This is a genomic window from Paenibacillus sp. GCM10023250 (assembly GCF_042653205.1).
In the GTDB taxonomy this organism is placed as follows: domain Bacteria; phylum Bacillota; class Bacilli; order Paenibacillales; family Paenibacillaceae; genus Paenibacillus_Z.
In genome coordinates this window covers 1-25,582 of record NZ_JBHSHY010000031.1, presented here as the reverse complement: position 1 = coordinate 25,582, position 25,582 = coordinate 1, and the positions used below count along the sequence as shown (strand labels likewise).

At 62.7% G+C, this 25,582-nt stretch carries 23 protein-coding genes; 17 read left to right on the top strand and 6 right to left on the bottom strand.

Annotated elements, in window-relative coordinates:
- The first annotated feature begins 125 nt into the window (after positions 1-125).
- The 5 genes from ACFPB1_RS20285 to ACFPB1_RS20265 all read left to right on the top strand — a co-directional run bounded on the left by ACFPB1_RS20285 (position 126) and on the right by ACFPB1_RS20265 (position 5,362).
- On the top strand, positions 126-1,460 hold the full coding sequence (locus ACFPB1_RS20285) for a carbohydrate ABC transporter substrate-binding protein (protein ID WP_379227915.1): 1,335 nt from the start codon (positions 126-128) through the stop codon (positions 1,458-1,460).
- Positions 1,461-1,473: 13 nt separating this feature from the next.
- Positions 1,474-2,349 carry a carbohydrate ABC transporter permease gene (locus tag ACFPB1_RS20280; RefSeq protein WP_379227914.1) on the top strand — a complete coding sequence of 292 codons (876 nt, stop codon included), beginning with the start codon at positions 1,474-1,476 and terminating at the stop codon, positions 2,347-2,349.
- On the top strand, positions 2,336-3,175 hold the full coding sequence (locus tag ACFPB1_RS20275) for a carbohydrate ABC transporter permease (protein WP_379227913.1): 840 nt from the start codon (positions 2,336-2,338) through the stop codon (positions 3,173-3,175). Before ACFPB1_RS20280 ends, ACFPB1_RS20275 begins: the two co-directional genes overlap by 14 nt.
- A 28-nt stretch (positions 3,176-3,203) precedes the next feature.
- Positions 3,204-4,145 (top strand): MTP-1 family protein, encoded by a 942-nt coding sequence (locus ACFPB1_RS20270; RefSeq protein WP_379227912.1) that lies wholly within the window; start codon positions 3,204-3,206, stop codon positions 4,143-4,145.
- A 155-nt stretch (positions 4,146-4,300) separates the two neighbouring features.
- Complete coding sequence (locus tag ACFPB1_RS20265) at positions 4,301-5,362, top strand: glycoside hydrolase family 130 protein (RefSeq protein WP_379227911.1); 1,062 nt, start codon at positions 4,301-4,303, stop codon at positions 5,360-5,362.
- A gap of 127 nt (positions 5,363-5,489) precedes the next feature.
- Here the strand turns inward: ACFPB1_RS20265 and ACFPB1_RS20260 are convergent, their stop codons facing one another.
- Positions 5,490-5,696, bottom strand: a complete 207-nt coding sequence (locus tag ACFPB1_RS20260) for a hypothetical protein (protein WP_379227910.1) — start codon at positions 5,694-5,696, stop codon at positions 5,490-5,492.
- Positions 5,697-6,020: 324 nt separating this feature from the next.
- Here ACFPB1_RS20260 and ACFPB1_RS20255 point away from each other — a divergent pair, with 324 nt between their 5' ends.
- Complete coding sequence (locus tag ACFPB1_RS20255; RefSeq protein WP_379227909.1) at positions 6,021-6,764, top strand: pirin family protein; 744 nt, start codon at positions 6,021-6,023, stop codon at positions 6,762-6,764.
- Positions 6,765-6,920: 156 nt separating this feature from the next.
- On the opposite strand, the gene ACFPB1_RS20250 is transcribed toward ACFPB1_RS20255, so the two are convergent.
- Positions 6,921-7,316: a VOC family protein gene (locus ACFPB1_RS20250; RefSeq protein WP_379227908.1), complete on the bottom strand. Its 396-nt coding sequence runs from the start codon at positions 7,314-7,316 to the stop codon at positions 6,921-6,923.
- A gap of 204 nt (positions 7,317-7,520) precedes the next feature.
- Here ACFPB1_RS20250 and ACFPB1_RS20245 point away from each other — a divergent pair, with 204 nt between their 5' ends.
- From ACFPB1_RS20245 to ACFPB1_RS20220, 6 genes are all read left to right on the top strand, one after another.
- Complete coding sequence (locus ACFPB1_RS20245) at positions 7,521-8,177, top strand: M48 family metallopeptidase (RefSeq protein ID WP_379227907.1); 657 nt, start codon at positions 7,521-7,523, stop codon at positions 8,175-8,177.
- Between the two features lie 299 nt (positions 8,178-8,476).
- Positions 8,477-9,370 carry an ABC transporter permease gene (locus ACFPB1_RS20240; protein WP_379227906.1) on the top strand — a complete coding sequence of 298 codons (894 nt, stop codon included), beginning with the start codon at positions 8,477-8,479 and terminating at the stop codon, positions 9,368-9,370.
- A 3-nt stretch (positions 9,371-9,373) separates the two neighbouring features.
- The gene (locus ACFPB1_RS20235) at positions 9,374-10,270 is read left to right on the top strand and encodes a carbohydrate ABC transporter permease (protein WP_379227905.1); all 897 of its coding nucleotides are present in this window, start codon (positions 9,374-9,376) and stop codon (positions 10,268-10,270) included.
- A 156-nt stretch (positions 10,271-10,426) separates the two neighbouring features.
- A complete protein-coding gene (locus ACFPB1_RS20230; RefSeq protein WP_379227904.1) occupies positions 10,427-12,121 on the top strand; it encodes a hypothetical protein in 1,695 nt (564 codons plus the stop codon).
- Positions 12,122-12,320: 199 nt separating this feature from the next.
- Complete coding sequence (locus tag ACFPB1_RS20225) at positions 12,321-14,264, top strand: cache domain-containing sensor histidine kinase (RefSeq protein ID WP_379227903.1); 1,944 nt, start codon at positions 12,321-12,323, stop codon at positions 14,262-14,264.
- Positions 14,265-15,863 carry a response regulator transcription factor gene (locus tag ACFPB1_RS20220; protein ID WP_379227901.1) on the top strand — a complete coding sequence of 533 codons (1,599 nt, stop codon included), beginning with the start codon at positions 14,265-14,267 and terminating at the stop codon, positions 15,861-15,863.
- 175 nt (positions 15,864-16,038) lie between these two features.
- Here the strand turns inward: ACFPB1_RS20220 and ACFPB1_RS20215 are convergent, their stop codons facing one another.
- From ACFPB1_RS20215 to ACFPB1_RS20205, 3 genes are all read right to left on the bottom strand, one after another.
- The gene (locus tag ACFPB1_RS20215) at positions 16,039-16,140 is read right to left on the bottom strand and encodes a hypothetical protein (RefSeq protein WP_379227900.1); all 102 of its coding nucleotides are present in this window, start codon (positions 16,138-16,140) and stop codon (positions 16,039-16,041) included.
- The gene (locus ACFPB1_RS20210; RefSeq protein WP_379227899.1) at positions 16,137-16,400 is read right to left on the bottom strand and encodes a hypothetical protein; all 264 of its coding nucleotides are present in this window, start codon (positions 16,398-16,400) and stop codon (positions 16,137-16,139) included. Before ACFPB1_RS20210 ends, ACFPB1_RS20215 begins: the two co-directional genes overlap by 4 nt.
- Before the next feature lie 363 nt (positions 16,401-16,763).
- Positions 16,764-17,855, bottom strand: a complete 1,092-nt coding sequence (locus ACFPB1_RS20205) for a hypothetical protein (RefSeq protein WP_379227898.1) — start codon at positions 17,853-17,855, stop codon at positions 16,764-16,766.
- A 438-nt stretch (positions 17,856-18,293) separates the two neighbouring features.
- Between ACFPB1_RS20205 and ACFPB1_RS20200 the strand changes: the two genes are divergently transcribed.
- Both ACFPB1_RS20200 and ACFPB1_RS20195 read left to right on the top strand, forming a co-directional pair.
- Positions 18,294-18,812: a GNAT family N-acetyltransferase gene (locus tag ACFPB1_RS20200; RefSeq protein WP_379227897.1), complete on the top strand. Its 519-nt coding sequence runs from the start codon at positions 18,294-18,296 to the stop codon at positions 18,810-18,812.
- A gap of 13 nt (positions 18,813-18,825) precedes the next feature.
- On the top strand, positions 18,826-20,697 hold the full coding sequence (locus tag ACFPB1_RS20195) for a heparinase II/III domain-containing protein (RefSeq protein WP_379227896.1): 1,872 nt from the start codon (positions 18,826-18,828) through the stop codon (positions 20,695-20,697).
- A 137-nt stretch (positions 20,698-20,834) separates the two neighbouring features.
- Here the strand turns inward: ACFPB1_RS20195 and ACFPB1_RS20190 are convergent, their stop codons facing one another.
- A complete protein-coding gene (locus ACFPB1_RS20190) occupies positions 20,835-21,734 on the bottom strand; it encodes a helix-turn-helix domain-containing protein (protein ID WP_379227895.1) in 900 nt (299 codons plus the stop codon).
- A gap of 163 nt (positions 21,735-21,897) precedes the next feature.
- Here ACFPB1_RS20190 and ACFPB1_RS20185 point away from each other — a divergent pair, with 163 nt between their 5' ends.
- The 3 genes from ACFPB1_RS20185 to ACFPB1_RS20175 all read left to right on the top strand — a co-directional run bounded on the left by ACFPB1_RS20185 (position 21,898) and on the right by ACFPB1_RS20175 (position 25,394).
- Positions 21,898-22,743: a sugar phosphate isomerase/epimerase family protein gene (locus tag ACFPB1_RS20185; RefSeq protein ID WP_379227894.1), complete on the top strand. Its 846-nt coding sequence runs from the start codon at positions 21,898-21,900 to the stop codon at positions 22,741-22,743.
- Between the two features lies 1 nt (position 22,744).
- Positions 22,745-23,767, top strand: coding sequence for a Gfo/Idh/MocA family protein (locus ACFPB1_RS20180; protein ID WP_379227893.1), 1,023 nt, complete (start codon positions 22,745-22,747; stop codon positions 23,765-23,767).
- A 541-nt stretch (positions 23,768-24,308) separates the two neighbouring features.
- On the top strand, positions 24,309-25,394 hold the full coding sequence (locus tag ACFPB1_RS20175; protein WP_379227892.1) for a HupE/UreJ family protein: 1,086 nt from the start codon (positions 24,309-24,311) through the stop codon (positions 25,392-25,394).
- Positions 25,395-25,582: the final 188 nt, after the last annotated feature.

Here is a 25,582-nt window from a genome sequence, read left to right as displayed (position 1 = left end):
TGTCACTTGACTAACTTCATGACGAGGAGCATAATAAAAGCGTTCTCACGTTACTTGTTAGGTTGCGAATCACGTGATTTTGTTTGAGCTTCATTACACAATCTCAGCATGGAGGGGCACTTAATATGAAAAAGAAAACTTCGGCACTATCGGTGGTTGCGCTTTCAGCCGTACTGCTCTCGGCCTGCTCGACAGGCCAAGGCACGGCTTCGAATAATGGCGGCAATAACGCCAATGCGGGCGGCACCACGACGATCGAGTTCTGGGCGGCGCCGAACCCGACGCAGCAAGCTTACTGGACCGAGATGGCGAAAGCCTACGAGGCGGTCAACGATAAAGTGAAAATCAACGTCAGCGCGATGAAGGAATCGCCGACGTCCGAAGCGGGCATTCAAGCGGCGATCGCGGCGAAGAGCGCGCCGACGATGTCCGAGAACATCAACCGCGGCTTCGCGGCGCAGCTGGCCGACAGCCAGGCGCTCGTGCCGCTCGATACGATCGCCGGCTTCTCCGACGTCGTCTCGAGCCGCGACATGTCGAAGACGATCGAGCCGTGGAAGTTCGCGGACGGCCATCAGTACGTGCTGCCGATCTACTCCAACGCGATGCTGTTCGGCTGGCGCCTCGACACGCTGAAGGAGCTCGGCTACGACGCGCCTCCGAAGACGTACAGCGAAGTGCTGGAAGTGACGAAGAAGCTGAAAGCCAAATACGGCGACAAGAAATACCTGTGGGCGAAGCCGGACCTCGCGGATCCGACGGCCTGGAAGCGCTGGTTCGACTTCTACATGCTGTACGACGCGGCGTCGAACGGCAACAAGTTCATTGAAGGCAGCTCCTTCACGGGCGATCAGAAAGCCGGCGAGCAAGTGCTGACCTTCGTCGACAACCTCCGCAAGGAGAAAGGCCTCCTGGCCCGTCAAGCGACGGATCCGTTCGAGACCGGCGTCGGCATCTTCACGGACGTAGGTCCTTGGACGTTCACGACATGGGCGCAGAAGTACCCGAACTTGAAATACAACGACACGTACACGCTCAGCATGCCGCCGGTACCGGACGGCGTCGATCCGGCGCAAAGCAAAACGTTCGCCGACACGAAGGGCCTCGTCGTCTACGCATCCGCGACGAAAGCGCAGCAGGAAGCCGCGATCGGCTTCATTAAATGGGTGTACAGCGATGCCGTGAACGACGCGAAATGGTTCAAGGACACGAACCTGCCGCCGGCGCGCGACGACCTGTCCACGAACGAAGCGTTCAAGCCGATTCTCGACGCGAGCCCGCAGCTGAAGCCTTACGCGGAAAACGTGCCGAACGCCATCCCGCCGATGGACAACGCCAAGTATAACGATCTGCAGACGATCATCGGATCCGAAGCGTTCAACAAGGTCGTCAAAGGCGAAATCGCCCCTGCGGAAGGATGGGCAGCGATGAAGGCTGCGCTCGAAAAAGCCCTGAAGTAAGGGGGATTCCATTATGGATCAACGAAACAACAGATTGGGCTGGCTCTTCACCAGCCCTTATCTGATCTATTCAATCGTGTTCTTCTTCATCCCGCTGATCTGGACGTTCTTCCTGTCCATCACGGACTGGAACCTGATCAAGCCGGTATTCAATTTCAGAGGCATCAGCAACTTCACCGAGGCGCTTCAGTCGCCGAGCGTTCACGCGGCGTTCTGGAACACGTACCGGTTCATGCTCATCTTCGTGCCGATCGTGACGGCGCTCGCCGTCGGCGTCGCCGTGCTCGTTCACGGCCTGACGCGGTTCAAGGGCTTGTTCCTGATCGGCTTCTTCCTGCCGTACCTGAGCTCCGGCGTCGTCTCGGCCCTGATCGTCAAGGGCCTGCTGTCGTACACGAGCCCGGTCAATACCGCGCTGCGGAGCATCGGCCTCGACATCGACTGGCTCGGCACGCCGTTCACGGCGCTCCTGATCGTCGGCCTCATCCTGGCGTGGAAGTTCACGGGCTATTACGCGCTCATCATCACGTCCGGCCTCGAGAGCATCGATAAGGAAGTGTACGAGGCGGCCGCCATCGACGGCGTCAAGGACAGCCAGCGGTTCTGGCGCATTACGCTGCCGCTGCTGTACCCGTCGCTCTACACGACGCTCATTCTGGCGTTCGGCGTGACGTTCGGGATCTTCACCGAGGTGTACCAATTGACCGGCGGCGGACCGGGCAACGCCACGAACACGTGGCAGATGGAGATTTTCAAGCAGGCGTTCTCGAACCTGCAGAGCGGGTACGCTTCGGCGGTCGCGCTGCTGGCTTCGGTCGCGACGTTCATCTCCATCTACGTGATCCGCAAATTACTGGAAGTTTGGGGGAAACGCAATGGTTGGGTCTAAACGGCACAGCGGCGCAAGGCGGGCCGTCCGTTACGCGCTCGCCATCGTGCTTCTGCTCATCATGGTCTATCCGTACCTGTATATGGTGCTCAATTCGTTCGCGGATTGGACGCAGATCGACAAGACGCTCTTTCCGACGAAATTCACGACGCGGTCGTACGATTGGCTGCTGCACGGCGGCGAAACCGGCATCACGCGCCCGTGGTTCCATGCGTTCATGAACAGCGTGATCGTGTCGCTCTGTTCGACGGTGCTCATGATGGTGTTCGGCATCATGGTCGCCTACGCGCTGGCGAAGCTGAATTTCTTCGGGCGCAAGGCGATCGACAATTTCGTGCTGTTCCATATGTTTTTTCCGGCGATCATCCTGCTGATTCCGACGTTCCTGATCATCCAGCGCGTCGGCTTGTACGATACGTACCTCGGCTTGATCCTGCCGAAGGCGGTCAGCCTGTGGGCGATCTTCATGTACACGAACTTCTTCAAGGCGGTGCCGCAGGTCTTCATCGAGGCGGCCCGGCTGGACGGCGCGACCGACCTGAAGATCATGTACCGCATCATGCTGCCGATGTCGAAGTCGATCACGACCGTCATCTTCCTGTTCCTGCTCATGGAGCGGTGGACGGAGCTGCTGTGGGACATGATCGCGGTCAAGAGCGACTCCATGCTGACGCTGAACGTCCTGCTGTCGCAGATGTTCGGGCCGTACGGCTCCTATCCGGGACCGCTCTACGCCGCGTCGACGGTGCTGACGCTGCCGATTATCATCATCTTCATTTTGTTCAGCAAGAAATTCAAGGAAGGCATGCAGTTTAACCTGAAATAAACGCCAGACGGAGTGGGGAGAGAGAACGATGACAACAGCATTTCGCGGACAGCCGCAGACATGCGGGGAATTGGCCGGAGCGTACCGGGCTTCCGGGGCCAGGGCCGAAGGCGCGGAGCGGATTCATTTCGGCGGCGTCGCCGGCAAGGACGTGTACAATATCGCGGCGCCGTTCGAGGACCGCGGCGAAGCGGTCATTCCGGGCCGCGTGGAATCGCGCGACAGCGAGCATTCCGAGGTCGTGTTCTTCGCGGAGCGCGGCGGCGAGTGGCTGCCGCTCGCGGACGCGCCGGTGCTGACGCTGCAGGATCCGTTCCATACGCGGATCGGCGGGGAGCTCGTGGTCGGCGGCGTGGAGATCTATCCGCATCCGATGAACGAGGGCGCGCTCATGTGGCGCACCGTCTTCTACCGCGGCGCGGACATTCGCAGCCTGAAGCGGTTCTTCCAAGGGCCGGACGGCATGAAGGACCTGCGGCTCGTCGAGCTCGCGGACGGTTCGATCGGCGTGTTCACGCGGCCGCAGGGCGAGAAGGGCGGACGCGGCAAGATCGGTTATACGCGCGTGAAGTCGCTGGATGACCTCTCGATCGCGGTCATCGACGACGCGCCGCTGCTTGAGGGCCAGTTCGCCGAGGGCGAATGGGGCGGCGCCAACGAAGCGCATCCGCTGAAGGACGGCCGCGTCGGCGTGCTGGGCCATGTGGCCTGCTTCGACGACGCCGGCGACCGCCATTATTACCCGATGGCGTTCGTCTTCGATACGGCCGGCCGCTCGTTCACGCCGATGAAGCTGATCGCAGAGCGCAGCCGGTTCCTGCCGGGGCCGGCCAAGCGGCCGGATCTGCAGGACGTCGTGTTCAGCGGCGGGCTCGTCCGCCGCGCGGACGGCAGCGCCGTGCTGTACGCGGGCATCAGCGACGCGGACGCGCAGCGGATCGTAATCGACGATCCGTTCCAAGGCCTGTAACGGCCTCGCCGGCCGGCCAGCCGGACGGCGAACGGCCACAGGCTGGCCGCAGGGACGGGGCTGCACCGCGCGGCGCCCGTTCAACCTGTTAACCATGAATCGCGGGGAAACCATACTGTTCAGATAAATAGAGCCATACAGAGGAGTTATACGCCATGAATATTTACCGCTATGAACAAAATCCGCTGGTCACGCCGGCGGACGTGAAGCCGCACCGGGACGATTTCGAAGTCATCGGCGCGTTCAACGCCGGCATCGCGGAATATAACGGCGAAGTCATCATGCTGCTTCGCATCGCCGAGCGCCCGATCAGTCCCGACCCCGAGGTCGTGCTGGCGCCGGTCTACAACGTGGAGACGGGCGGTCTCGATCTCATCCCGATCCGCAAGGACGACGAGCGCTACGACCTGTCGGATCCGCGCGTCATCGTGCTCAAGGAGAACGCGCCGGCGTTCCAATACTTGACGTCGCTGTCCTATCTGCGCATCGCGCGAAGCAAGGACGGCCACCACTTCACGATCGACGAGCAGCCGTTCGTGTATCCTTCCCAGCCGCTCGAGACGTTCGGCATCGAGGATCCGCGCATCACGCAGATCGGGGACACGTATTATATCTACTTCTCCGCGGTGTCGCCGGTCGGCATCGGCGAGTCGCTCGTGTCGACGAAGGATTTCGTGACGACGACGCATCACGGCATGATTTTCGGCCCGGACAACAAGGACGTGCTTATCTTCCCGGAGCGGATCGGAGGGAAGTATTACGCGCTGCACCGGCCGACGACGAAGAGCTGCGGCCGTCCGGAGATGTGGATCGCCGAGTCGGACAACCTGCTGTACTGGGGCAACCACAAGCATCTGATCGGCCTGCGCGAAGACATGTGGGACAGCGGCCGCATCGGCGGCGGCGCGGTGCCGTTCCGCACGGAGCGCGGCTGGCTGGAGCTGTACCACGGCGCGACGCAGGACCATCGTTACTGCATGGGCGCGGTGCTGCTGGACCTGAACGATCCGTCGAAGGTGCTGGCCCGTTCGGTGAAGCCGATCATGGAGCCGGAAGCGGATTACGAAGCGAACGGCTTCTTCGGCGGTGTGGTATTCTCCTGCGGCGCTCTCGTGGACGGCGACCGGGTCCGGATGTATTACGGCGCGGCGGACACGTCGATGGCGTGCGCGGAGCTGAGCCTGCAGGAAATTCTGGACAGCTTGGAAGAGGTATAAGCGGTTCGGCGCTTCCGGCGCCGGCATGATTCATAGGGAAGCACGAACAGCCTTTCGGAAACGCACCGCGTTTTCCGAAAGGCTGTTTGCATTGCTCCCATGCGGGCATCGGTACTGCGCTTGAGCGCTACGTGCGGTTCACCCGGCCGCGGAGCCGGATCGAGAGGCAAGCCAATCCGTTCACGAGCGCGAGCCCGAAGAAGATGATCGCGAGGCACATCAGCCCGTTGATCGCGGGATGGTCCTTGTCGACGCGGAGCCAATAGACGGCCATGCCGGCCGACAGCGCGAAGCCGAGGCCAAATGCGGCCGTAATCGCGGCGCGGATTCTCATGAGATGCTTCCACTCCTTCCGTTCGTGAGGCGTATCTACCTTAATCAACGACGGGGAAGCCGTCGATGGTTTCGCTTGCCGCCGATTTTTTTGGCCGGCGCGCATGCGCGCAATCAGGCAGGCAGGCTCAGGACCGTCCGTTGACAGCAAGATACCCTAGTGTTAGGATAAATATATCCTAACACTAGGATTTATAAAAATAGGGTGTATGGTTGGGCAGAAGTGGAAGGCTGTGAGCAATCGATGGCCGAGGATATGACTGCCGACTGTCGAAGAAGAACGGCCTTCGCGCCATAACCGTGAACGGAAAGGAAGGAAACTGTTATGAAAATCGGCATTTATCCGCCGGAGCAGCAGGTCAAGGAGCTGTTCGACGGAGGCAATATCGTCGTGCAGAAACCGATCGGCTTCCCGCATCAGGATTCCGTCGTCCGCCGCGTCGGCCCGCTGTTCTATTGGGGCTGGGGCTATACGAAGACGGAGGGCGGCGTCGGGCTGCACCCGCATCAAGGCTTCGAGATCATGTCGTACGTCCTGCACGGCAAATTGATTCACGGCGATACGCTCGGCACGGAGAGCGTCGTCGGCGCGGGCGGCGCGCAGGTCATGCAGACGGGCTCCGGCGTGTCCCACCGGGAACGGTCGATCGGTCCGGACGCCGAGGCGTTCCAGATCTGGCTCGAGCCGGATTTGAACGCCGCGGTGCTGCAGGAGCCGACATACGCCGATTACCGGCATGAGGATTTCCCGTCTGCGTCGCCCGCGCCGGGCGTCAGCGCGAAGACCGTGCTCGGGGACGGCTCGCCGATCCAGCTCGTGACGGACGCGAAGATGTGGGACGTCGCGATCGAGCCGGGCGCGGCGTTCGCGCGGACATTCCCGCCGGCTATTCGTGGGCGGCACTCGCGGTCCGCGGCGACGGCGCCTGGGAGACGGAGGGCGGTACGGCGCCGTTCCGCGGCCGAGACTTCAGCGTGCTCGACGCGCCGCACGGCGGCCGAGCGGTCGTCCGGCCGGCGGGCGGCGCGCCGCTGCGGCTCGTCGTCATCGAGCTGCCGATGCGCGTAGACTATCCGCTGTACCGGAAATAATCGCGTAAGCCTTCGAGATATCGCGGCGGACGGGAATAACGAAAGCAGGCAGCAGTCCGAAACAACCCGGCAGAGCAAAAGCCCGACCCGCATAGCTGCATAGGTCGAGCTTTTTTGCTTTTGTAACCACAGCTTACTTCGCATTCTCGTCGGGCTGGTGAATGCCGATGATGTTGCCTTCCGTGTCGATGTAGTAGCCTTGCCACGCCATGCCGGGCAGGGCGTGCTTCGGCAGCGCGACCTTCCCGCCGAGCGCCAGGATTTTCGCTTCCGTCGCATCGTAGTCGCTTACGCCCATCGTGCAGGCGAAGCCGTTCACGGCCTGTCCCGGCGCCGGCGGCGGTCCCATGCGCTGCATCAAAGCGCCGTTGATGCCCATCGATTCGGCATCGCCCGTCACCGCTCCGAAGTAGGGCATGCCGGCATAACTGCTCCAATCCTCGAACGTCCAGCCAAAAACTTCGCCATAGAACGTCTTGGCACGCTCCATATCATCGACATGCACCTCGAAATGAACGACTCTTCCCATGAATAGCCTCCTCGTTTTTGGCTTCCATTTTCCAGTATACACCGCAACGTCCTCAGTGTGGGCAAGCCTTGGCGGATCTATTCCCGAAGCCGCCGGAATCTCCGCGTCTCATCCGGGCCGACCCGGCTGGACGCCCCATGCGGCGCGCGTTAAAATTGAAGCACGCGCACGGCGCGACATTATCCCGGAAAGAAATGATGGAGCATGAAAATCGAACTGGAGCACCGCGTCATTGACGTCCACGTGGCCTACGGGGCTAAAAATAAGCTCTCCGTCCGCGTCGATCCGAACGGCCTCGTGACGGTGAAGGCCCCGAACGGGGCGAGCGAGGACGAGATCGCGCGGGCGGTGAGACAGCACGGCGCGCAGCTCTCGGCGCGGCTGGACGCCATCGAACGGGCGCGTTCGGCGCCGCGGGTGCGGGACTACGAAGGAGAACAAGGGAAGTTCCTGCATCTGGGCCGCTATTATAAGCTGAACGAGCTGATCGATACGGAGGGGCAGAGCGAGGAAGAACTCCGGCTGCGGCTCAAGAAATTTTATATGGCCAGCTGCAAGAAGACCGTCCTCGAGCGAATCCAAGGGTATCAGAAGCAGCTGCGGGTATCGCCGAAGTCGATCGACATCGTGGAGTCCCGCACGAAGTGGGGTAGCTGCAGCTCGACTAAGCAGCTGACCTTCAATTACCGCCTGGCCATGGCCCCGGTCGAAGTCATCGATTACGTCATTATCCACGAGCTCTGCCATCTGCTGCACATGAATCACGACCGGTCGTTCTGGCGGCGGGTCGGGAGCATCATGCCGGATTATAAGGAGAAGGAAGCGTTCCTGGACCGGTACGGATACGCGATGGAGCTGTAACCGCCGAAGAAGCCGGTGAGGGGTTCTGGTTCCGGTTCGAAGCCGGAGCGGCCCCGGGCGCCGATCCCACTCCCCGATACGACGACCACTCGAGAGCCTTCCCGCGAAGCCCGCCTTCCGGAGGCTCTTTTTCTGTTCGCTTCCCCGTTTCCGCCGCGCCGCCGCCCCGATGAAAAAGCGTTTTCAAAAACGCCCCTCGTTCCTCGACGAAATCGCTAACAATTGCGATAGAAATCCAACCGTTGTGTTCTACCTCGGCCTTCGCCCTGTCCGTATAATGAGCGTACAGAGGTGATCCCATGCTCGAAAGACTGGCAAAATACCGCGCCCAGTACGTCATGATCGCGCCGGCCATTGTGCTCTTGTTCCTGTTCAGCTACATCCCGATGGCCGGGATTCAAGTCGCGTTCAAAAACTTCCACATCGGCTACACGATCTGGAACGCCCCGTGGGTGGGGCTGGAAAATTTCTCGTTCCTGAAGGACAGCCAGTTCTGGATCGTCGTCAAGAACACGATCATCATCGCGCTGCTGAAGTTCATCTTCGGCTTCCCGGCGCCGATCATTCTCGCGCTGCTTATCAACGAGGTGCGGCACAGCGGGTTCAAGCGGTTCGTGCAGTCCGTCAGCTACCTGCCGCACTTCTTCTCCTGGATCGTCGTCGCGTACATCCTGCAGTCGCTGCTGACGCTGGACGGCGGCCTCGTCAACCAGTTCGTGACCAAGACCGGGTCCGAACCGATCTTCTTCCTCGGCTCGACGGAATGGTTCCGCCCGATGATCGTGGCGAGCGGCCTCTGGAAGGAAGTCGGCTGGAACACGATCCTGTACCTCGCGGCGATCACGACGATCGATCCGCAGCTCTACGAAGCGGCGAAGGTCGAAGGCGCCGGCAGGCTGGCAAAGATCCGGCATATCACGCTGCCCGGCATCATGCCGACGATCGCCATCGTGCTCATCCTGAGCATGCCGAGCCTCATCGCGGTCGGCATGGACCAGATCTACCCGCTCATGAACCCGGCCAACCAGCCGGTCGCGGACGTGCTCGACACGTACATTTTGCGAAGCGGGCTGCAGCAGGGCTACTTCGGCATGGCCACGGCCGTCGGCCTGCTCTCCTCGGTCATCAGCCTGATCCTCGTGCTCGTCACGAATCAGCTGTCGCGCAAATTCAACGGGGAGGGGCTCTGGTAACGCATGAAACGTTCGGCAAGCGATAAGGCGGGGCAGCTCGTCATCACGGTGCTCCTGTCACTCCTGTGCTTCTCGGTCATCTATCCGTTCCTGTATATGCTGGCCATCTCCCTGAACGTGGGGAGCGACGCGGCCAAGGGCGGCGTCTACCTGTGGCCTCGCCAATTCACGCTCGACAACTTCCGGATCGTGCTCGGCAACCAGATTATCCGGCACGCCTACTGGATCACGATCGCCCGGACGCTCGCCGGCACGGTCGCCGGCCTGCTCGTCACGCTGCTCGCGGCGTTCGGCCTGTCGTACCGGAACCTGCCGCTGCGGGGCACGCTGCTCGGCTACGTGCTCGTGACGATGCTGTTCAGCGGCGGCCTCATTCCGTTCTACATTCAGCTGCACGACCTCTCGCTGCTGAATTCGTTCTGGGTGTACATCGTGCCGAGCGCGTTCTCGGCCTGGAACATGTTCGTCATGCTGAAGTTCATCCAGGGGATTCCGGAGGCGCTGATCGAATCGGCCGAGATGGACGGCGCGCATCCGTTCCGGGTGCTCTGGTCGATCGTGCTGCCGCTCTCGAAGCCGATGCTCGCGGCGCTCGGCCTGTTCACGGGCGTCATGCATTGGAACGATTGGTTCGCCGGCGCGTTCTTCGTCTCGAACCAGAACCTGATTCCGGTGCAGACGTTCCTGCAGCAGCTGCTGTCCGCGCAGGATATGTCGGCCGTGCTCGGCTCCAACAACAATGTAGAGGCGATCGCCCGGGGGTCGAGTCTCACCAACGTAACGCTCATGTCCGTCAAGATGGCGACGGTCATGGTGAGCGCGATTCCGATCCTGTGCGTCTATCCGTTCCTGCAGCGGTATTTCGTCAAGGGCGTGCTGATCGGCTCCGTCAAAGGGTAAGCGGCCGGGGAACGGCCCGCAGGGGCCGCCCGAAGGGGCTGCCCGCGCGGCCCGGTCATGGGTTCCATTTTCAAGCGGGTGTACGGAAACACCATATATAATGGAGAGACAGAAAGGGGAAAGCAGCGCATGACAAGGCTTATGGGAAGAAAGAGTATGGCGGCCGCTCTGACGGCGCTTGTGCTCGGCCTGACGGCGTGCTCGAGCGGCGGCAATTCCGGCGGCAACGCGGCGGACGAAGCGCCGGCCGGCCAGAACGGCGGCGCAAGCGCGAACCAGACGGCGGGCGCGGCTCCGGACGCGGGCGATTCCAAGGTGTTCAAATTATGGCTTGGCTGGACCGCGACGATCAACAACGACAGCATGGTCCAGAAGTATTGGCGGGAGCACGAGCCGGGCATCGACGTCCAGCTGGAGTCGACGCAGGGCGACGCCATGACGGCGCTCAACCTGAAGCTGAACACCGGCGGCTTCGACGACGCGGCGCTGTTCGGCCGCAGCGACATCGTCAACTCCTCGATGGTCCGTTCGGGCAGCATCATGCCGGTCGAGCAGTACTTCGACATGCCGGATAAGTACCCGGGCCTTGCGTCCATTCCGAAGCTGTACCTGGACGCGATGAAGGACAAGGACGGCCACATCTGGTCGATCCCGACCTGGTTCGACCAGAATCCGTCCGATCCATGGCCTGGCTGGGCGTCGGGGGGCTGGTTCGTGCGCAAGGACGTGCTCGACAAGACCGGCATGACGATGGACGACCTGAAGACGATCGACGGCATCGAGAACTTCCTGCGCGCTGCGGCCAAGCAGAAGGACGCGTCGGGCAAGGCGCTCATCCCGCTCAGCTTCCTCTCGGACGCGAACGACGAGAACATCATTCTGAGCACGTTCGGCGTGTCGACCGCGACCGCTGGCGGCGTCATCCCGGTGCAGAAGAAGGACGACGGCAGCTACGAATTCATCTATGACAATCCGCAGTACAAGACCGCCTATCAATGGATGAACAAGATGTACCGCGAAGGCCTCATCGATGCCGAGGCGATCACGGACAAGTCGGAGCGCTACAAGGAGAAGACGAAGTCCGGCCGGATCGCGATGAACGTCGGCGGATTCTTCAACATGGACGCGCATATCTGGGAGATCCTGGACGGACCGACGGAGCCGGCTTGGTACATCGACACGATCCCGTATCCGCAAGTACCGGGCGTCAGCAAGATCGGCTCGAACCAGATCGTCAACCCGTATCCGGGCAACGACCTGTACATCAGCAAGAACACGAAGAACCTGGGTGCGATTCTGAAGTTCGTCGACTACATGCTGACGCCGAAGCCGGAGCAGCAGCAGGTCGCGAACGAAGGGCCGGCCGGCGTGTTCTGGGATTGGGTGGATAAGCCGCTCGGTCTGTGGAAATTCATCGACGAGAACTACCAGAAGCTGCACGATTCGGGCGACGCGGCGAAGATCGCGAGCACGAACCCGGCTCTGTACGCCATCTCGTCCTACAGCAACGAATGGTACCCGTGGTGGAACTACGCCCTGACCGAGCCGAAGGGCCGGCAGAAGACGATCGACTTCACGCAGGCGATCGGCAAGATGGGCGGCGTCCGCGTCGCGGAACCGTACGACATGGTGAAGGCGAAGCCGGGCGGCCTGTGGGAGAAATATTTGCCGGAGCTCGAGAACGTCCGCAAGGAGTACAAGGCGAAGCTGCTAATGGCCAAGGACGACAAGGCGTTCGAAGCGGCCTGGTCCGACTTCCAGTCCGCGCTCGAGAAGCGCGCCCACTGGAGCGAGCTCAAGCAGGAGTGGAATACGTCGCTGCAGGAGCAGACGGCCGCAGCCCAGGGCTGACGCGCCGCGATCCGCGGCGCCGGACCGGCAGTACCGGCGGGGCAATAACCGCATAGATGCGTTTGCTTCATTCAAGGGGAGCCGTCGTGACGACGGCTTCCCTTTCGGCACGATGGCGGAGGAATGCGCGGCAGGTGAGGCTTGCGGTTAACCGCTGCTTGAACGTATGCTATACTCCGTGGAGAAAGGGGAGGGAGCCTTGCGACTGCGACTCGGACTCGACAAATGGATACTGGGCTTCACCCGCAGCCTGAGCCTCCGCGGCAAGATCGTCGTGCTCTACGTGCTGATCCTGCTGCTGCCGACGCTTGTACTGAGCAGCGGAGCCGTCTATCTGGTCATCCGCAGCTTTCACCACAGCTACGTGAACACGGCGGAGGAAGCGGTGCGGCAGACGGCGCAGATCGTCGACTTCAGCAAGAAGAGCTACGACCTGCTGGCGGTCCGGACGGCGACCGACGGCGAGCTCATCGCCCGGCTCGGGCGCGAGTACGCGGACATGTCCGAGAAGGTGGACACGGTCAATTACGTGGACCGGACGTTCCTGATCACGAGCAAATATTTGCCCGGGATCGCGGATTTCCGCATCTATCATACGAACGGCACGCTGGTGGAGGACGGCCAGCTGCTGTGGCGGCCCGAAGCGGGACGGCAGCTGGCCGGCATGGACGAGCTGGCCTGGTATGAGCGCGCGCAGCGGTCGCCGAATCCGCTGTTCTGGAGCAGCGTGCCGGGCAAGCCGAGCCAGAGCGTCCTGACGCGCAAGATCATCGACAATTCGGGCGAGCTGCTCGGGATGGTGTATATTTTGCTCAATTACGACGCCGTCTTCGGCGAGCTGCTGGACCATCCGTTCAACGACGGCAGCCTCTATATCGTGGACGACAACCGGCGCATCCTGGCGGCGACGAGCCGCGCGGAAATCGGCAAGCGCTTGCAAATGAGCGATTGGCCGGAGGCCGGGACATCCGGGGCGGCCGCGGGGGCCGATGCGCTCGAGGAGCTTGGCGCGGCTGCGGGGCCGGATTCGCTCGAAGCGCCCGGCGCGGCTGAAGCGCCCAAGGCGGCACAAGGCAAAGGCGCGCAAGCACCGGCGGCTTCGGCAGCATCCAAGGGGGCCCAGGACGCCGGCACGCTCGATCTGACCGGCACGAAGGACATGCTCATGACGCAGCCGCTGTCCTCGCATTGGACGCTCGTGGCGCTCATGCGCACGAAGCATCTCGACGACCAGAACCGGCTGATCCTCATCCTGATCGTTGGCATCATCACGTTCTTCCTGCTGCTGTCGCTGTCCTTGATGACGACGATCGTCCGCAACATCGTGCGGCGGATCCGCAAGCTCGGGACGCGCATGGGCGACCTGTCGCGCGGGGAATTCGAAGCGGCGGTCCGCTACAGCGAGAACGACGAGCTCGGCGAGCTCGAGAACCGCTTCAACTTCATGTCCGAGCGGCTCGGCAAGCTGGTCGAGGACATCACGAAGTCGAGCCTCGCGGAGAAGGAGCAGGCGTTCAAGGCGCTGCAGGCGCAGATTAACCCGCACTTCATCTACAATTCGCTCGGCCTGCTGCGCTGGCGGGCGATGGACGCGAATGACGAGGAGCAGATCCGGATCATCGACGCGCTGACGACCTTTTACCGTACTACGCTGAATAACCGGATCGGCGTCATCCGCATCCGGGACGAGCTCGAGCACGTGCGGGCGTATCTGGACATCTGCCAGTTCCGGTACCCGGACAAGGTGCGCGTCGAGTGGGACATCGACGACGAGGCGCTCGATTGCTACACGATTAAGACCGTCCTGCAGCCGATCGTGGAGAACTGCTACCTGCACGGCGCGATCACGCGGCGGCCGGACGCCGTCATCCGCATCGCGGTCGTCCGGGACGGGGAGACGGTCCGGATGTCCGTCTTCGACAACGGTCAGGGCATTCCGGCTGCCGTGCTCCGGGAGATCGGGCGGGGCACCCATGCCGGCAAGGGCGGCGGCTTCGGCACGCCCAACATCAAGGAACGGCTCGCGCTGTATTTCGGCAGCGGCGCGGCGATGACGATCGAGAGCGAGGCCGGCGCGTGGACGCACGTGTCCGTCGCGTTCCCGGCCAGCGCCGAGGAGCCGGCGATCAGGAGGGAAGCATAGATGCTCAAGGTGCTTATCGTGGACGACGAGCCGTCCAATATCCAAGGCTTGGTCCGCTACGTCGACTGGCGGGGACTCGGGTACGACAAGCCGGCGACGATGGAGTCGGCCGAGGAGGCGCTGGAGGCGATGCGCGCGTCGGCCTTCGACGTGCTCATCTCCGACGTCTCGATGCCCGGCATGAACGGCATCGAGCTGGTGGCGGAGGCGAAGAAGCTGCACCCGCATCTGCAGGTGCTGATGATCAGCGGCTACAACGAATTCGAGTTCGTGCAGGACGCGATCCACGTCGGCGCGCAGGCGTATGTGCTCAAGCCGCTGAAGATGGACGAGGTGTCGGGCCGGCTCGCGGGCTTCCGCGAGACGCTCGAGAAGATGCGCAGCCTCGTCGAGCAGACGAGCGAGCTGGAGAAGAAGGTGTCCGAGAGCCTGAAGCTCGTGCGGGAGCGGTTCGTGAACGACCTGATCGCGGAGATCCCGCAGACGGACGAGATGCTCGCCTCCTGGAACGGCCTCATGGCGCTGCCGGACGTCGCGCGCGGCTTCCAGCTCGTCGTGTTCGGGCTGGACCATTTTCTGTCGTCGGGCAAGGACGCGAAGGACCGGATTCTGCTCGCGAGCGGCTTCAAGCAGATGGTCGAGGTCGGCTTGTCGGGCGCCAGCACCGAGCCGATGTTCCTCGCGCAGCTCACGCCGGACGAGATCGCCGTCCTGCTGTTCGAGCAGACGCCGGAGTCACGGGCGCGGACCGAGAAGCGGCTGCCGTTCGTCCAGAGCATGCTGCTCGAGCAGTACGGCGCCACGGCGACCGTCGGCTGCGGCCGGGCGGGCAGCCGATGGGAGGACGTGCCGCTGCATTACAAGGAGATCAAGTTCATGATGGCGAAGGCCCGGCTCGTCGCGGACGGGCAGATCGTCCGGCATGATTACGCGGACCGCAGCGAATTCCGGGATTTCCGGCTCCGAGAGGAATTCATGCCGACGATCCTGAAGCTGATGGAATCGGGCGATTCGGCCAAGGTCGGCGCGTACATGAACCGGATACTCGACGCGCTGCTGGCCCAGGAGCCGGCGTCGTTCTCGTACGTCCAGGCGTTCGGCATGAGCTTCTTGAGCGAGCTGATCCGGAACCTGAAGTGGAAGAACGACGCGGACGGCGAGATGAACATCCTCATGTGGCGGCGGATGCTCGACTGCGGCAGCACAGGGCAGATCATCCTGCTGCTGGTCGATTACGTGGAACGCTATATGACGGTCGAGAAGAAGGAGCGCCAGAACCAGCAGCACAATCTCGTCCGGCGGATCGCGGACTTCATCGAGGAGCGGCTGCAGGAGAACTGGACGGTCAAGCAGCTGGCGGAGGCGTTCAGCCTGAACGCGAGCTACCTCAGCGTCCTGTTCAAGCGCGAGATGGGCAAGACGATCTCCGAGTTCGTCCAGGAGACCCGCATCGCGCGGGCGCGCGAGCTGCTGAAGGACCCGGGGATCAAGGTGTACGAGGTGGCGGACCGGGTCGGCATCCAGACTTCCGCGTATTTCACGTATCTCTTCAAAAAGCTGGTCGGCTGCACGCCGCAGGAGTACCGGGATTATCATTGACCGGCGAGCGGTGCGCCTATGACGGCCAAGCCGCTGCCGCGCTCCGATTGCGAATCGATGCGCGGCAGCGGTTTTGCTTTTTCGGTTGTCGAGAATTCGGCGGCGTATGCACGCGAGATTGTTATGATTGCGAGAGGAGTCTGCGCAGTCTCTCGTCCCGCAGCCAGAACGCCGCCTAAAACAAAACCGCGACGTAGACCGGAAAGAGGATGTTCGACAAAAGCGGGGCATCCACTCTAATTTGGGCCGCCACCGCTCCGCCCAGATACCCTGTCAACAGCAGCCCGCCGATGAACGATGTCCGTGGAATGGCGCATAGCAGGGCCGATAGCAAGCCAAAACGCCCATTGCCGCCATATGCGTCTCCGTAAATCCAAGCGCGAGCGTACCTTCTACGGAGAACGCTTGCCCGGCGACTTTGCCGATTCCATCGAATAGCATGAACAGAATCACGATCCCGTTCAAGATCCTTGCCGTCCATAACCGGCCGCCGGCACTACCCGTCCCTAAGTTTTTCTCCCGTTCGATATTCATCATCATTTCATCCTCCTCTTCGTATGACGGGCGTCTGCATGGCAGAATCGGTCGCCCGTTTAAGCGGCTTTCACTTAGGCAACGAATAAGAAATGCCGCGATCGACATTTCGAACGGGGAATTTTTTTAAGAAGGCGATACCGGATGGAGAAGTCGCGGTTGTCCTCAGCCGGACGAGAGGCGGTCAGCGGCCCGCGCGAGCGGCGCCGAACGGCGTCAAACGGCGCCGAACGGCTGCCATTCCCTCCTGGGCGTAGAAAAGCCCAATCACGCGTAGCATGCGCGATCGCGGCGGCATTTATGACAAAAAGCGGCATCCCCGCAACGGGAATGCCGCTTTTTTGGCGCGTTCGCCGGCGCCGCCTCCTACAGGACGACGACCTCGACGTTCGCGATTTTGTTCGTGAACAGCGCGTCTTCGAGCTTCGATTTCCACTCCGCCTTCTGCTCGGCGTTCGCCGAGATGACGATCCGGCGGAGCTTGTCCGCTTCGAACGCGGCCGGGATGAATTTCTTCTGCTGGTTGAACTGCTTCTTGTTCTGCGGCAGCAGGATCGCGCGAACCTCGCGCGCCGCCTCGGACGCGTCGTCCGCGATCAGGGCGCTGCGGATATCGATCCAGGTCGCCTCGATCATGTCCGGGTTCTGCTTCAAAATCTGCTTGATCTCGAGCTTCGTCGGCGGCTTCTGGCCGGTCTCCGTACGGAACTTGGTCGTGTAGTCCTCGACGATGAAGTCGTGGATGAATTTGACCGTCTGCACCGTCTCGTCGAGCGAGTACAGGTCGAGCGCAGTGTAGCCGCCTTCGCGATTCTCTTCCATCAGCGCGGACAGCAGGTCGTGAATGACGTTGGTGTAGGCCAGCTGCTGCTTCTCGAGCTTGTCGATGTACGCGGCCAGGATGTCCGCGAACGTGGAGTCGTTCTCCTGCGCGACGCTGTCCATGAACTGCGCCATGTCGTCGCCGCTGTCCGCCTCGAGCTTCTTCAGCTTCTCGGAGTCGGTGTAATGCACTTTATTGAACAGCAGCTGGAAGCCGCGCGGCGCCGTCAGCGGGTTGCCGTCGAACTCGAAGGCGATCTCCCCGCGCGCCGGGCCGGCGAAAGCGCTCGCTTCCTCGTCGCTGAAAGTTGCCATGAAGCTGTTCTGGCTCAGGAGCCGGCCGAGGGAGCCGCCGAGCGAGACGCCGTTCTGGTACGCGACCTTGCGGAGCTGCGCCGCCATGAACGTATGCGTGAAGAATTGCTTCTGATCGAGGTTCGGCGTCTGGTTCATCAGCTTCAGCGCCTGCTTGAAGGTGGCGATCAGATCCTGCGTATAGTGCAGGCGGTTGAAGTCGGTCAAATGCTGCAATGCGTCGTTCGATTCGTCCAGGCCGCCGAGGCGCGTCATGTGCAGCTCGCCGGAGCTTATGATGCCGAGGGCGCTGGCGATATCTTTTGTGTAATGTACGATCATGGTACGTGCTCCCTTTTTCATGTCAAAAATAGTCTGGCACTCTTCTCATTATGCAGTAACGCGCTGGTTCTGTCCCCTATGAATTGATTGGGTATCACGACAGTATTCGACAGTTGTGGAAAAATTCCTGCCGGATGCCGCCAAGGCTCGCGGGATTCCCTTCGTTTACCTGAAGATTCTACCTTAAGATTCTACCACAAGATCGAACGGGGAGCACGTCGTTCGCCTTTGTGCCCGCTTCGGGTACATCGCAAGCCCGGGCGACGTACCGTCCGGGAGGGAATCGGCGGCGGCCGGCGAAAGGGTAACAATCGCCGAACCGGGCTTCGCGCCTGCCCTCGCATCGCGGCGGAGGCCCGATGCGGTCTTGCCGGATTCGCCGCCATGCAGGCTGCGCGAGAAGGTCCGGGTTCGGAAAGGAAGGGAGACAGACGGGACATGGACATCAGAAGACTGACGGTCGAGGACGCGGCGAGCTTTTGGCGGGTGCGGCTGGAGGCGCTGCGGCAGTATCCGCAGGCGTTCGGGTCGGCTTACGAGGAAGCGAAGGATACGCCGTTCGCGGACGTGAAGGCGCGGTTCTCGACGGATCCGGGCCAATTCATCCTGGGCGCGTTCACGGAAGCGGGTGAGCTCGCGGGGGTGGTCGGGTTTCGCCGGGAGAGCTCGCGGAAGGTCCGCCATAAAGGCATGATCTGGGGCATGTACGTCGACCCGGCGGTTCAGGGCCGCGGCGTCGGCCGCATGCTGATGGCGGAGCTGCTGCGGCGCGCCGGCGAACTGCCCGGACTGGAGCAGGCGCAGCTGGCGGTGGTCGAGACGAACGCGTCCGCGAAGCGGCTGTACGAGTCGCTCGGCTTCGCCGCGTACGGGCTGGAGCGGAACGCGCTGAAGCTGGGCGACGGCACGTACGCCGACGAAGTGCTGATGGCGTATCATTTCGGCGGTGGAGAATAGGGGAGGGACATGCATGCTGGCGGAGCGTTATGCGAATGAAGAGCTGGGAAACCTGCTGCTGCCGAAGGAGCGGTACAAGCCGTTTCCGGCGATCGGGGACCGCGCGGCGTGGGAGGCGCTGCCGGATAAGCTGAAGTCCTATTGGCTCGGCAGGGGCGAGCGCAGGCTCGATGAGGGCTGGGTGCCGCTGCCGGCGGCGGCGTACATGGCCTATGGCCGGACGGGGGACCGCGAGCGCTACGACCGGGCTTCCTGGGAGCGCAGGCATGCGCTGGCCGAGCTCGTCCTCGCGGAGTGCATCGAGCACCGGGGGCGCTTCACGGACGAGATCGTCAACGGCATCTGGTACATCTGCGAAGAGACGTTCTGGGGGATTCCCGCGCACGGCTATATGATGAAGCGGCAGGAGCTGCTGCCGGACGTATCGGATCCCGTGATCGAGCTCTTCGCGGCCGAGACGGCGGCCCTGCTCGCTTGGGCGCTGTACCTGCTGAAGCCGGTCTTGGACGAAACGAGCCCGATGATCGGCGAGCGCATCGAGCTGGAGGTCGGGAAGCGGATTCTGGAGCCGTATTTGGAACGCGATTTTTGGTGGATGGGCTTTCACGGGGAGCGGATGCTGAACAATTGGAATCCGTGGTGCCATTCCAACTGCCTGGCGGCCTTCCTGCTGCTGGAAGCGGACCCCGCGCGGCGGGAAGCGGCGGTCACCAAGGCGCTGCGGAGCTTGGACCGCTACCTCGAACGGCTGCATCCGGACGGCGGCTGCGAGGAAGGGCCGAAATATTGGCTGTACGCCGCCGGGGCCTTGTTCGATTGCCTGGAATTGCTGCACGGCGCCTCGGAGGGGGCGATCGACGGCTGCGAGGAGCCGCTGGTCCGGCGCATGGGCGCTTTCCTGTACGACGTATTCATCGACGAGGCATATTACGTCAACGCCGCGGACAGTCCGCCCCGGGTGGCGATTCCCGCGGAGCTGGTCTACCGGTACGGCCGGCGGACCGGCAACGACCGGCTCGCCGAACTGGGGGCGAGGGCGCAGCGGGCGCGGGGGGAAGAGGCGACCCGGCCGGAGTTCGCGAACCTGTTCCGCCTGCTGCCGGCGATTCTGCATTATGCGGAGGTCGAGCGGTATGCGGGCGCCTCGCCGTACGTCCGGGACGCCTGGCTGGACGGCATTCAGTGGATGGCGGCGCGGGAACGGGAAGGCTCCTCCGAGGGGCTCTATCTCGCCGCCAAGGGCGGTCACAACGACGAAAGCCATAATCACAACGACATCGGGCACTTCAGCGTCTATTGCGGCGGCTCGCCGATGCTCGTGGATCCCGGCGTCTTGACGTATACGTCCAAGTCGTTCTTCGCCGAGCGGTATTCGATATGGGCGATGCAGTCCGCCTACCATAACGTGCCGCTGGTGAACGGGATCCAGCAAATGAACGGCAGGGAGTACCGGGCCGGCGACGTCCGTTACGGGCAGGACGACGAGGCGGCTTCGCTCTCGATGGAGCTTGCGGGAGCTTATCTGGATGCGGCGGGGATCGCCGGCTGGACCCGGACGTTCACGCTCGTCCGCGGCGGGTCGCCGCACGTGGAGATCCGGGACGCGTATCGTCTCCGGGAGCCGTCGGATGCGATTGCGCTTCATCTGATGACGCCGCGCCTTCCCCGGAGCGAGGGGGGCGGCGGCTTCGTGCTGGAAGACGAACGCGGGAACCGGATTCGGATCGCGTATGACGGGCAGCGGTATGCCGGCGAGGCAGAGCGCCTGCCGCTGGAGGACGCCGTCATGCGGGAGGCGTGGGGCGAGCAGCTGTACCGGATTCGCCTGACGCTGCGGGCCCCGGTCGAAAGCGGCGAGAGCGTCATCCGAATCAGCCGCTGCTAGAAGACGCCGCTGTCACTCGCGGTGGAACGCAATTCCGCCTCGCCGGGGGCGGGGTTGTCGTATCGCAAGGCCCTGCACGTGTCGAGCAAACGAGACCTTTCTCGCCGAGGAGGGTCTCTTCGTCATGCGCCGAGTCCTTACAGTACCCGCGACAGCTTCCGGTACGCCCGCGGCGACACGCCTTCGAGCTTGCGGAAGACGCGGCTGAAATAATGCAGGTCCGTGTAGCCGACGAGCTCCCCGATCCGCTCGGCCGTCAGGGCGGTTTCCCGCAGCAGCCGGCGCGCTTCGCGGTGGCGGGCGGCGCGCACGAACTCGCTCGGCGCGAGGCCGGCGACGCCCTTGAACAGCTTGGCCATATGGTCCTCGTTCATCGCGAGCCGCTCCGCGAGCACCGGGTTGCTCCACCGCTCGGCAGGCCGGCGTTCGATCTCGGCCATCAGCTCCTGAATGCGGGCGGCGTGGACCGTCGCGCCGGGCCGGGGCTCGGCGTACTGCAGCCGCAGCAGCTGCGACAGGACGCCGAGCATGAGCGACTTGCAGGCCAGCTCGTAGCCGAGCGGCCGAGACGAGAATTCTTCCACGATCGCCTCCATGAGCGCGACGCAGGCCGGCGGCGGCGTCAGGACCGCGAATGCCGACAGCGGCGCGAACGGCTCCGTGTGCGCCTCCCGGCAAAATTTCGCCGCGTCCGCCGTCTCCTCGTTCACCACCAAGTCCGCGTCGGAATGGACTGCCAGCTCGTCGAAGTAATCGAAGTGGATGCCGAGAAATCGCGTGTTCGGGACGACGACGGCGTTCCGGTGCGGGACGCCCGCCGGCAGGAACGCCAGCTGGCCCGCCCGGATGGCATGGCGGCGGCCGTTCATCTCGGTCGCGGCCTCGCCCTCGTACACGTACAGCAGCTCGTAATCGTACAGGCGCCGCCACGCCAGCTCGGCCGGCTGCAGCACCTGGTATTTCGCGTAATGGATGCTCGGGCTCCACTCGCGGAACGCGGCGGTCCGGCGGAGCGGGTAGCGCGGTTCCACCTTCATCGCGGGCCTGCCTCCTTTCGTGAAACAATATGGAAAGAATTGCGCCGGAATCGTCCAACTAATGTCTCTATCGTCCAAATTCATTATACGTTCCGAGCGCTATAATGAATATACGCATAACGGAATGATGCAAAGCGGCAGCGAATCCGAAGGAGGAGCCAGGATGAAAAAAGGGATCAACAAATGGTCGTTCCCGGCCGGGACGCCGATCGCGGCCTGCCTCGATATCGCCGAGCGGGCGGGCTACGACGGCATCGAGCTGACGCTGGATGAGTCGGGCGAGCTCGGTCTGCAGACGACGGAGAAGGACGCGCGCGCCATCGCGGCGCAGGCGGAAGCGGCCGGCGTGGAGATCTGCGGATTGGCCACGGGACTCTATTGGAGCAGCAGCATGACGAGCGATTCGGAAGCCGTCCGCGTCCGTGCGATGGACATTTGCCGCAAGCAGCTGGAGCTGGCCGCCGCGCTTGGCGTGGACACGATACTGGTCGTGCCGGGCGCCGTCGGCGTGGCCTTCATCCCGGACTTCGAGGTCGTCGACTACGAATACGCGTACGACCGCGCGCTGGAGGCGATCACGCGGCTGGCGGACGACGCGCGCGCTGCCGGCGTTAACATCGGTCTCGAGAACGTGTGGAACAAGTTCCTGCTCTCGCCGCTCGAGCTGCGGGGCTTCATCGACGCCGTCGATTCGCCGTACGTCGGGGCGTACTTCGACGTGGGGAACGTGCTCGCGACGGGCTACCCGGAGCAGTGGGTCCGCATCCTCGGCAAGCGCATCAAGAAGGTGCACGTCAAGGACTACCGGCTGCAGGCCGGCGGACTTCACGGCTTCGTCGACCTGCTGGCGGGGGACGTCGATTTCCCGGCGGTCATGAACGCGCTCGTAGCCGTCGGCTACGACGGCTACCTCATCGCCGAGATGGGGACGTACAAGCATGATCCGTATCAGATGGTCTACAACACGTCGCTGGCGATGGACCGCATATTGGAAGGGAGACGAGGCTAATATGACGAACGCGAACGACAACCGGACGCTGAAGGTCGGTCTGATCGGCATCGGCGCGATGGGCGGCGTCCACCTGGACGTGTACGAGCGGCTGGCGCGGAAGGGCTATCCCGTCGAGCTGGCGGCGATCTGCGACCTGAAGATCGCGGAGCTGAAGAACGACCGGCTGGCCGCGTACGCGCTGTACGATTCGGTCGATGCGATGCTGCGCGGCGAGACGCTGGACGCTGTCGACATCACGGTGCCGACGCCGTTCCACGCGGAGCTGGCCTGCTCGCTGCTGGAGCAGGGCTATCACGTGCTGTGCGAAAAGCCGATGGCCCGCACGTCGGAGCAGGCGCTCCGGATGGCGGAGGCGGCGGCCGCGTCCGGCAGGACGCTCATGATCGGGCAATGCCTGCGCTTCTGGCCGGCCTATGAATTTTTGAAAGCCTGCGTCACGGACGGACGTTACGGCAAAGTAAGGGCAGGCTCTTTCTTCCGCGGGTCAGGCTACCCGCTGCCGTGGTATTTGAACGGCGAGCACAGCGGCGGCTGCCTGCTCGACATGCACGTCCACGACACGGACATCGTCAACTGGCTGTTCGGCCTGCCTGCGAAGGTGTCGACGTCGGGCCGGGTCGTCGCGCCGAAGGGCGGCTACGACATCGTCTCGACGAACTACTATTATCCGGAGGGCATGGTGCTGAACGCGCAGGCGGACTGGACGCTGGAAGGCGACATCAAGTTCGCGATGACCTACCGGGTGAACCTGGAAGGCGCGAGCATCGTGTTCGCGGACGGCGAAGTGAGCGTGCATCCCGTCGGCGAGCCCGCCTTCCAAGCGGAGCTGCCGGAGGACACGGGCTACTACCGCGAGATCCGCTGCTTCCTGGACGCCGCGGCGTCCGGGCAGCCGGTCGCCGTCTGTCCGCCGGAGTCGACGCTGGCCACGATGGCCATCATCGAAGCGGAGCAGCGCTCGGCGGAGCTCGGCGGCGAGCTCGTGGCGCCGCGGACGCGGACCGTCAACGCGGCGAACTGACGGCGCGGGCGCCGATTCCGGTTAGGGCTGCGTTAGAACATCGGCTGCGGCAGCTTGTCTGCCGGCCGCATTTCGTAGAAGCAAGGTCAACCAGGCTGTTCTGGTTGGCCTTTTTTTTGTTCCTTGCGGGCGAAAGGCAGTCCGGAGCCAGCCTGCTACAGCGTCCGCATCGGCATTCAACCCGGGACATGGACCTAGGGGGACCGGCGAAGCGGATGCGCGCGCGGCCTTGCCCGGCCGTCCCGCGGCGGCGCCCCGGGAGAGCTCGCCCGGCTGTGACGTTGGTCGGAGTCAGCGCGGATAGGGACGCATGAAATCAGGGAATTCTATCGGATTTGTCGAAGAAACCAGAAAAAAGAAGATAGTGATCGGTCCTGATTGCCGTCATAATTGCACGGTTCATGTTATTTCTCCTGGTTCTACAGGATTATTTTAGTAGATTTACCTGTTATTAACTGTTATTTTATCTTGCGTAAACAAACCGGCAACAAGATAAGAACCGATCCCGGATAAAGTCAAAAATGGGCGGAGGCCGTCGAAATTGCTGAGAAAATGGTCGTTTTTATGGATTGCGCTCGTGCTGTTGTGCACGGGCTGGCTGCCGGCGGCTCGGGCATGGGCGCACACGGATAACAGCGAAGGATTTTCCACGATTACTGCCGAGCAGGGCCGGCTAAGTTACGAGCTGATGCTCGATTACTTCGAGTTGGGCCGCGTCGTCACGCTCGACGCCCGCGCGGAACAGTCCGAGGGCGAGCTGCTGGAGCTGCTGCGGCAGCACAAGCAGGAAGTGGCGGATTACGTGCGGACGCATTTGCATATCTACGTCGACGGAGAAGAGGCGGCCGGCGAGCTGGGCGAGATGTCGCTCGTCTCGAAGCTTGGCCGTTATTACGCGGATCTCCGGCTGACTTACCCGAACGCCGCGCATGCCGGGGGCATCGAGGTGACGTACGCGATTTTCTTCGACGACAACGACTCCCTGCATCGCAACATAGCGGCTTATCGTTGGGGCGGCCAAGAGGGACAGTTCGTCTTTACCGGCAGCGACCGGGAGATGGAGCTCGGGAAGACGTGGGTGATCGGGCAGGCGTGGCGCTTCATCCAGCTGGGCTTTCATCATATCATGATCGGGCTCGATCATATTCTGTTCGTCGCCGCGCTCGTGCTGACGTCGCGGGATTTTCGCTCGGTGCTGAAGACCGCCACCGTATTCACGCTGGCGCACAGCGTCACGCTCGGGCTGAGCGCTTTCCGCGTCGTCGAGGTGCCGCCCGCGATCGTCGAGCCGCTTATTGCCCTCAGCATCGCGTACGTCGCGCTGGAGGCGTATTTCTTGAACGGCGGCAAAGCGCGTCCGTTCGTCGTGTTCGGCTTCGGGCTCGTGCATGGCATCGGCTTTGCCGGCGCGCTGAGCTTGACCGGGGCGTTCAAGGCGAGCTCGCTCCTGTCGCTGGGCGCCTTCAATATCGGCGTCGAGTTCGGCCAGCTGCTGATCATCGCGCTGCTGTTTCCGCTGCTCCTGCTGATCCGGAAATTCGACTGGGCACGGCCGCTGCAGGCGGCCGCGATCGCCTGCGTCTTCGTCTTCGGCATGATCTGGTACGTGGAGCGGATCATGGCGTAGCCCGGCCGCGGTCCGGCTGCCGGCCGCGAGACCCGGCCGCATGCCCCATGCGCGATTCATGAAAGGAGCCATTCCTGTAATGAATGAATTCGAGGTTTGAATGAAAAAAGCACCTTCTGTATACTGGGGAACGTTCCGACCAAAGAACAAATCCCAGCTCAGGAGGCACTCTACAATGAAGTATAAAC

Excerpts from the sequence above, each read along its gene's own strand:
- ACFPB1_RS20285 (WP_379227915.1), top strand. The coding sequence starts at position 126 with ATGAAAAAGAAAACTTCGGCACTATCGGTGGTTGCGCTTTCAGCCGTA.
- ACFPB1_RS20280 (WP_379227914.1), top strand. The coding sequence starts at position 1,474 with ATGGATCAACGAAACAACAGATTGGGCTGGCTCTTCACCAGCCCTTAT.
- ACFPB1_RS20275 (WP_379227913.1), top strand. The coding sequence starts at position 2,336 with ATGGTTGGGTCTAAACGGCACAGCGGCGCAAGGCGGGCCGTCCGTTAC.
- ACFPB1_RS20270 (WP_379227912.1), top strand. The coding sequence starts at position 3,204 with ATGACAACAGCATTTCGCGGACAGCCGCAGACATGCGGGGAATTGGCC.
- ACFPB1_RS20265 (WP_379227911.1), top strand. The coding sequence starts at position 4,301 with ATGAATATTTACCGCTATGAACAAAATCCGCTGGTCACGCCGGCGGAC.
- ACFPB1_RS20260 (WP_379227910.1), bottom strand. The coding sequence starts at position 5,696 with ATGAGAATCCGCGCCGCGATTACGGCCGCATTTGGCCTCGGCTTCGCG.
- ACFPB1_RS20255 (WP_379227909.1), top strand. The coding sequence starts at position 6,021 with ATGAAAATCGGCATTTATCCGCCGGAGCAGCAGGTCAAGGAGCTGTTC.
- ACFPB1_RS20250 (WP_379227908.1), bottom strand. The coding sequence starts at position 7,316 with ATGGGAAGAGTCGTTCATTTCGAGGTGCATGTCGATGATATGGAGCGT.
- ACFPB1_RS20245 (WP_379227907.1), top strand. The coding sequence starts at position 7,521 with ATGAAAATCGAACTGGAGCACCGCGTCATTGACGTCCACGTGGCCTAC.
- ACFPB1_RS20240 (WP_379227906.1), top strand. The coding sequence starts at position 8,477 with ATGCTCGAAAGACTGGCAAAATACCGCGCCCAGTACGTCATGATCGCG.
- ACFPB1_RS20235 (WP_379227905.1), top strand. The coding sequence starts at position 9,374 with ATGAAACGTTCGGCAAGCGATAAGGCGGGGCAGCTCGTCATCACGGTG.
- ACFPB1_RS20230 (WP_379227904.1), top strand. The coding sequence starts at position 10,427 with ATGGCGGCCGCTCTGACGGCGCTTGTGCTCGGCCTGACGGCGTGCTCG.
- ACFPB1_RS20220 (WP_379227901.1), top strand. The coding sequence starts at position 14,265 with ATGCTCAAGGTGCTTATCGTGGACGACGAGCCGTCCAATATCCAAGGC.
- ACFPB1_RS20210 (WP_379227899.1), bottom strand. The coding sequence starts at position 16,400 with ATGATGAATATCGAACGGGAGAAAAACTTAGGGACGGGTAGTGCCGGC.
- ACFPB1_RS20205 (WP_379227898.1), bottom strand. The coding sequence starts at position 17,855 with ATGATCGTACATTACACAAAAGATATCGCCAGCGCCCTCGGCATCATA.
- ACFPB1_RS20200 (WP_379227897.1), top strand. The coding sequence starts at position 18,294 with ATGGACATCAGAAGACTGACGGTCGAGGACGCGGCGAGCTTTTGGCGG.
- ACFPB1_RS20195 (WP_379227896.1), top strand. The coding sequence starts at position 18,826 with ATGCTGGCGGAGCGTTATGCGAATGAAGAGCTGGGAAACCTGCTGCTG.
- ACFPB1_RS20190 (WP_379227895.1), bottom strand. The coding sequence starts at position 21,734 with ATGAAGGTGGAACCGCGCTACCCGCTCCGCCGGACCGCCGCGTTCCGC.
- ACFPB1_RS20185 (WP_379227894.1), top strand. The coding sequence starts at position 21,898 with ATGAAAAAAGGGATCAACAAATGGTCGTTCCCGGCCGGGACGCCGATC.
- ACFPB1_RS20180 (WP_379227893.1), top strand. The coding sequence starts at position 22,745 with ATGACGAACGCGAACGACAACCGGACGCTGAAGGTCGGTCTGATCGGC.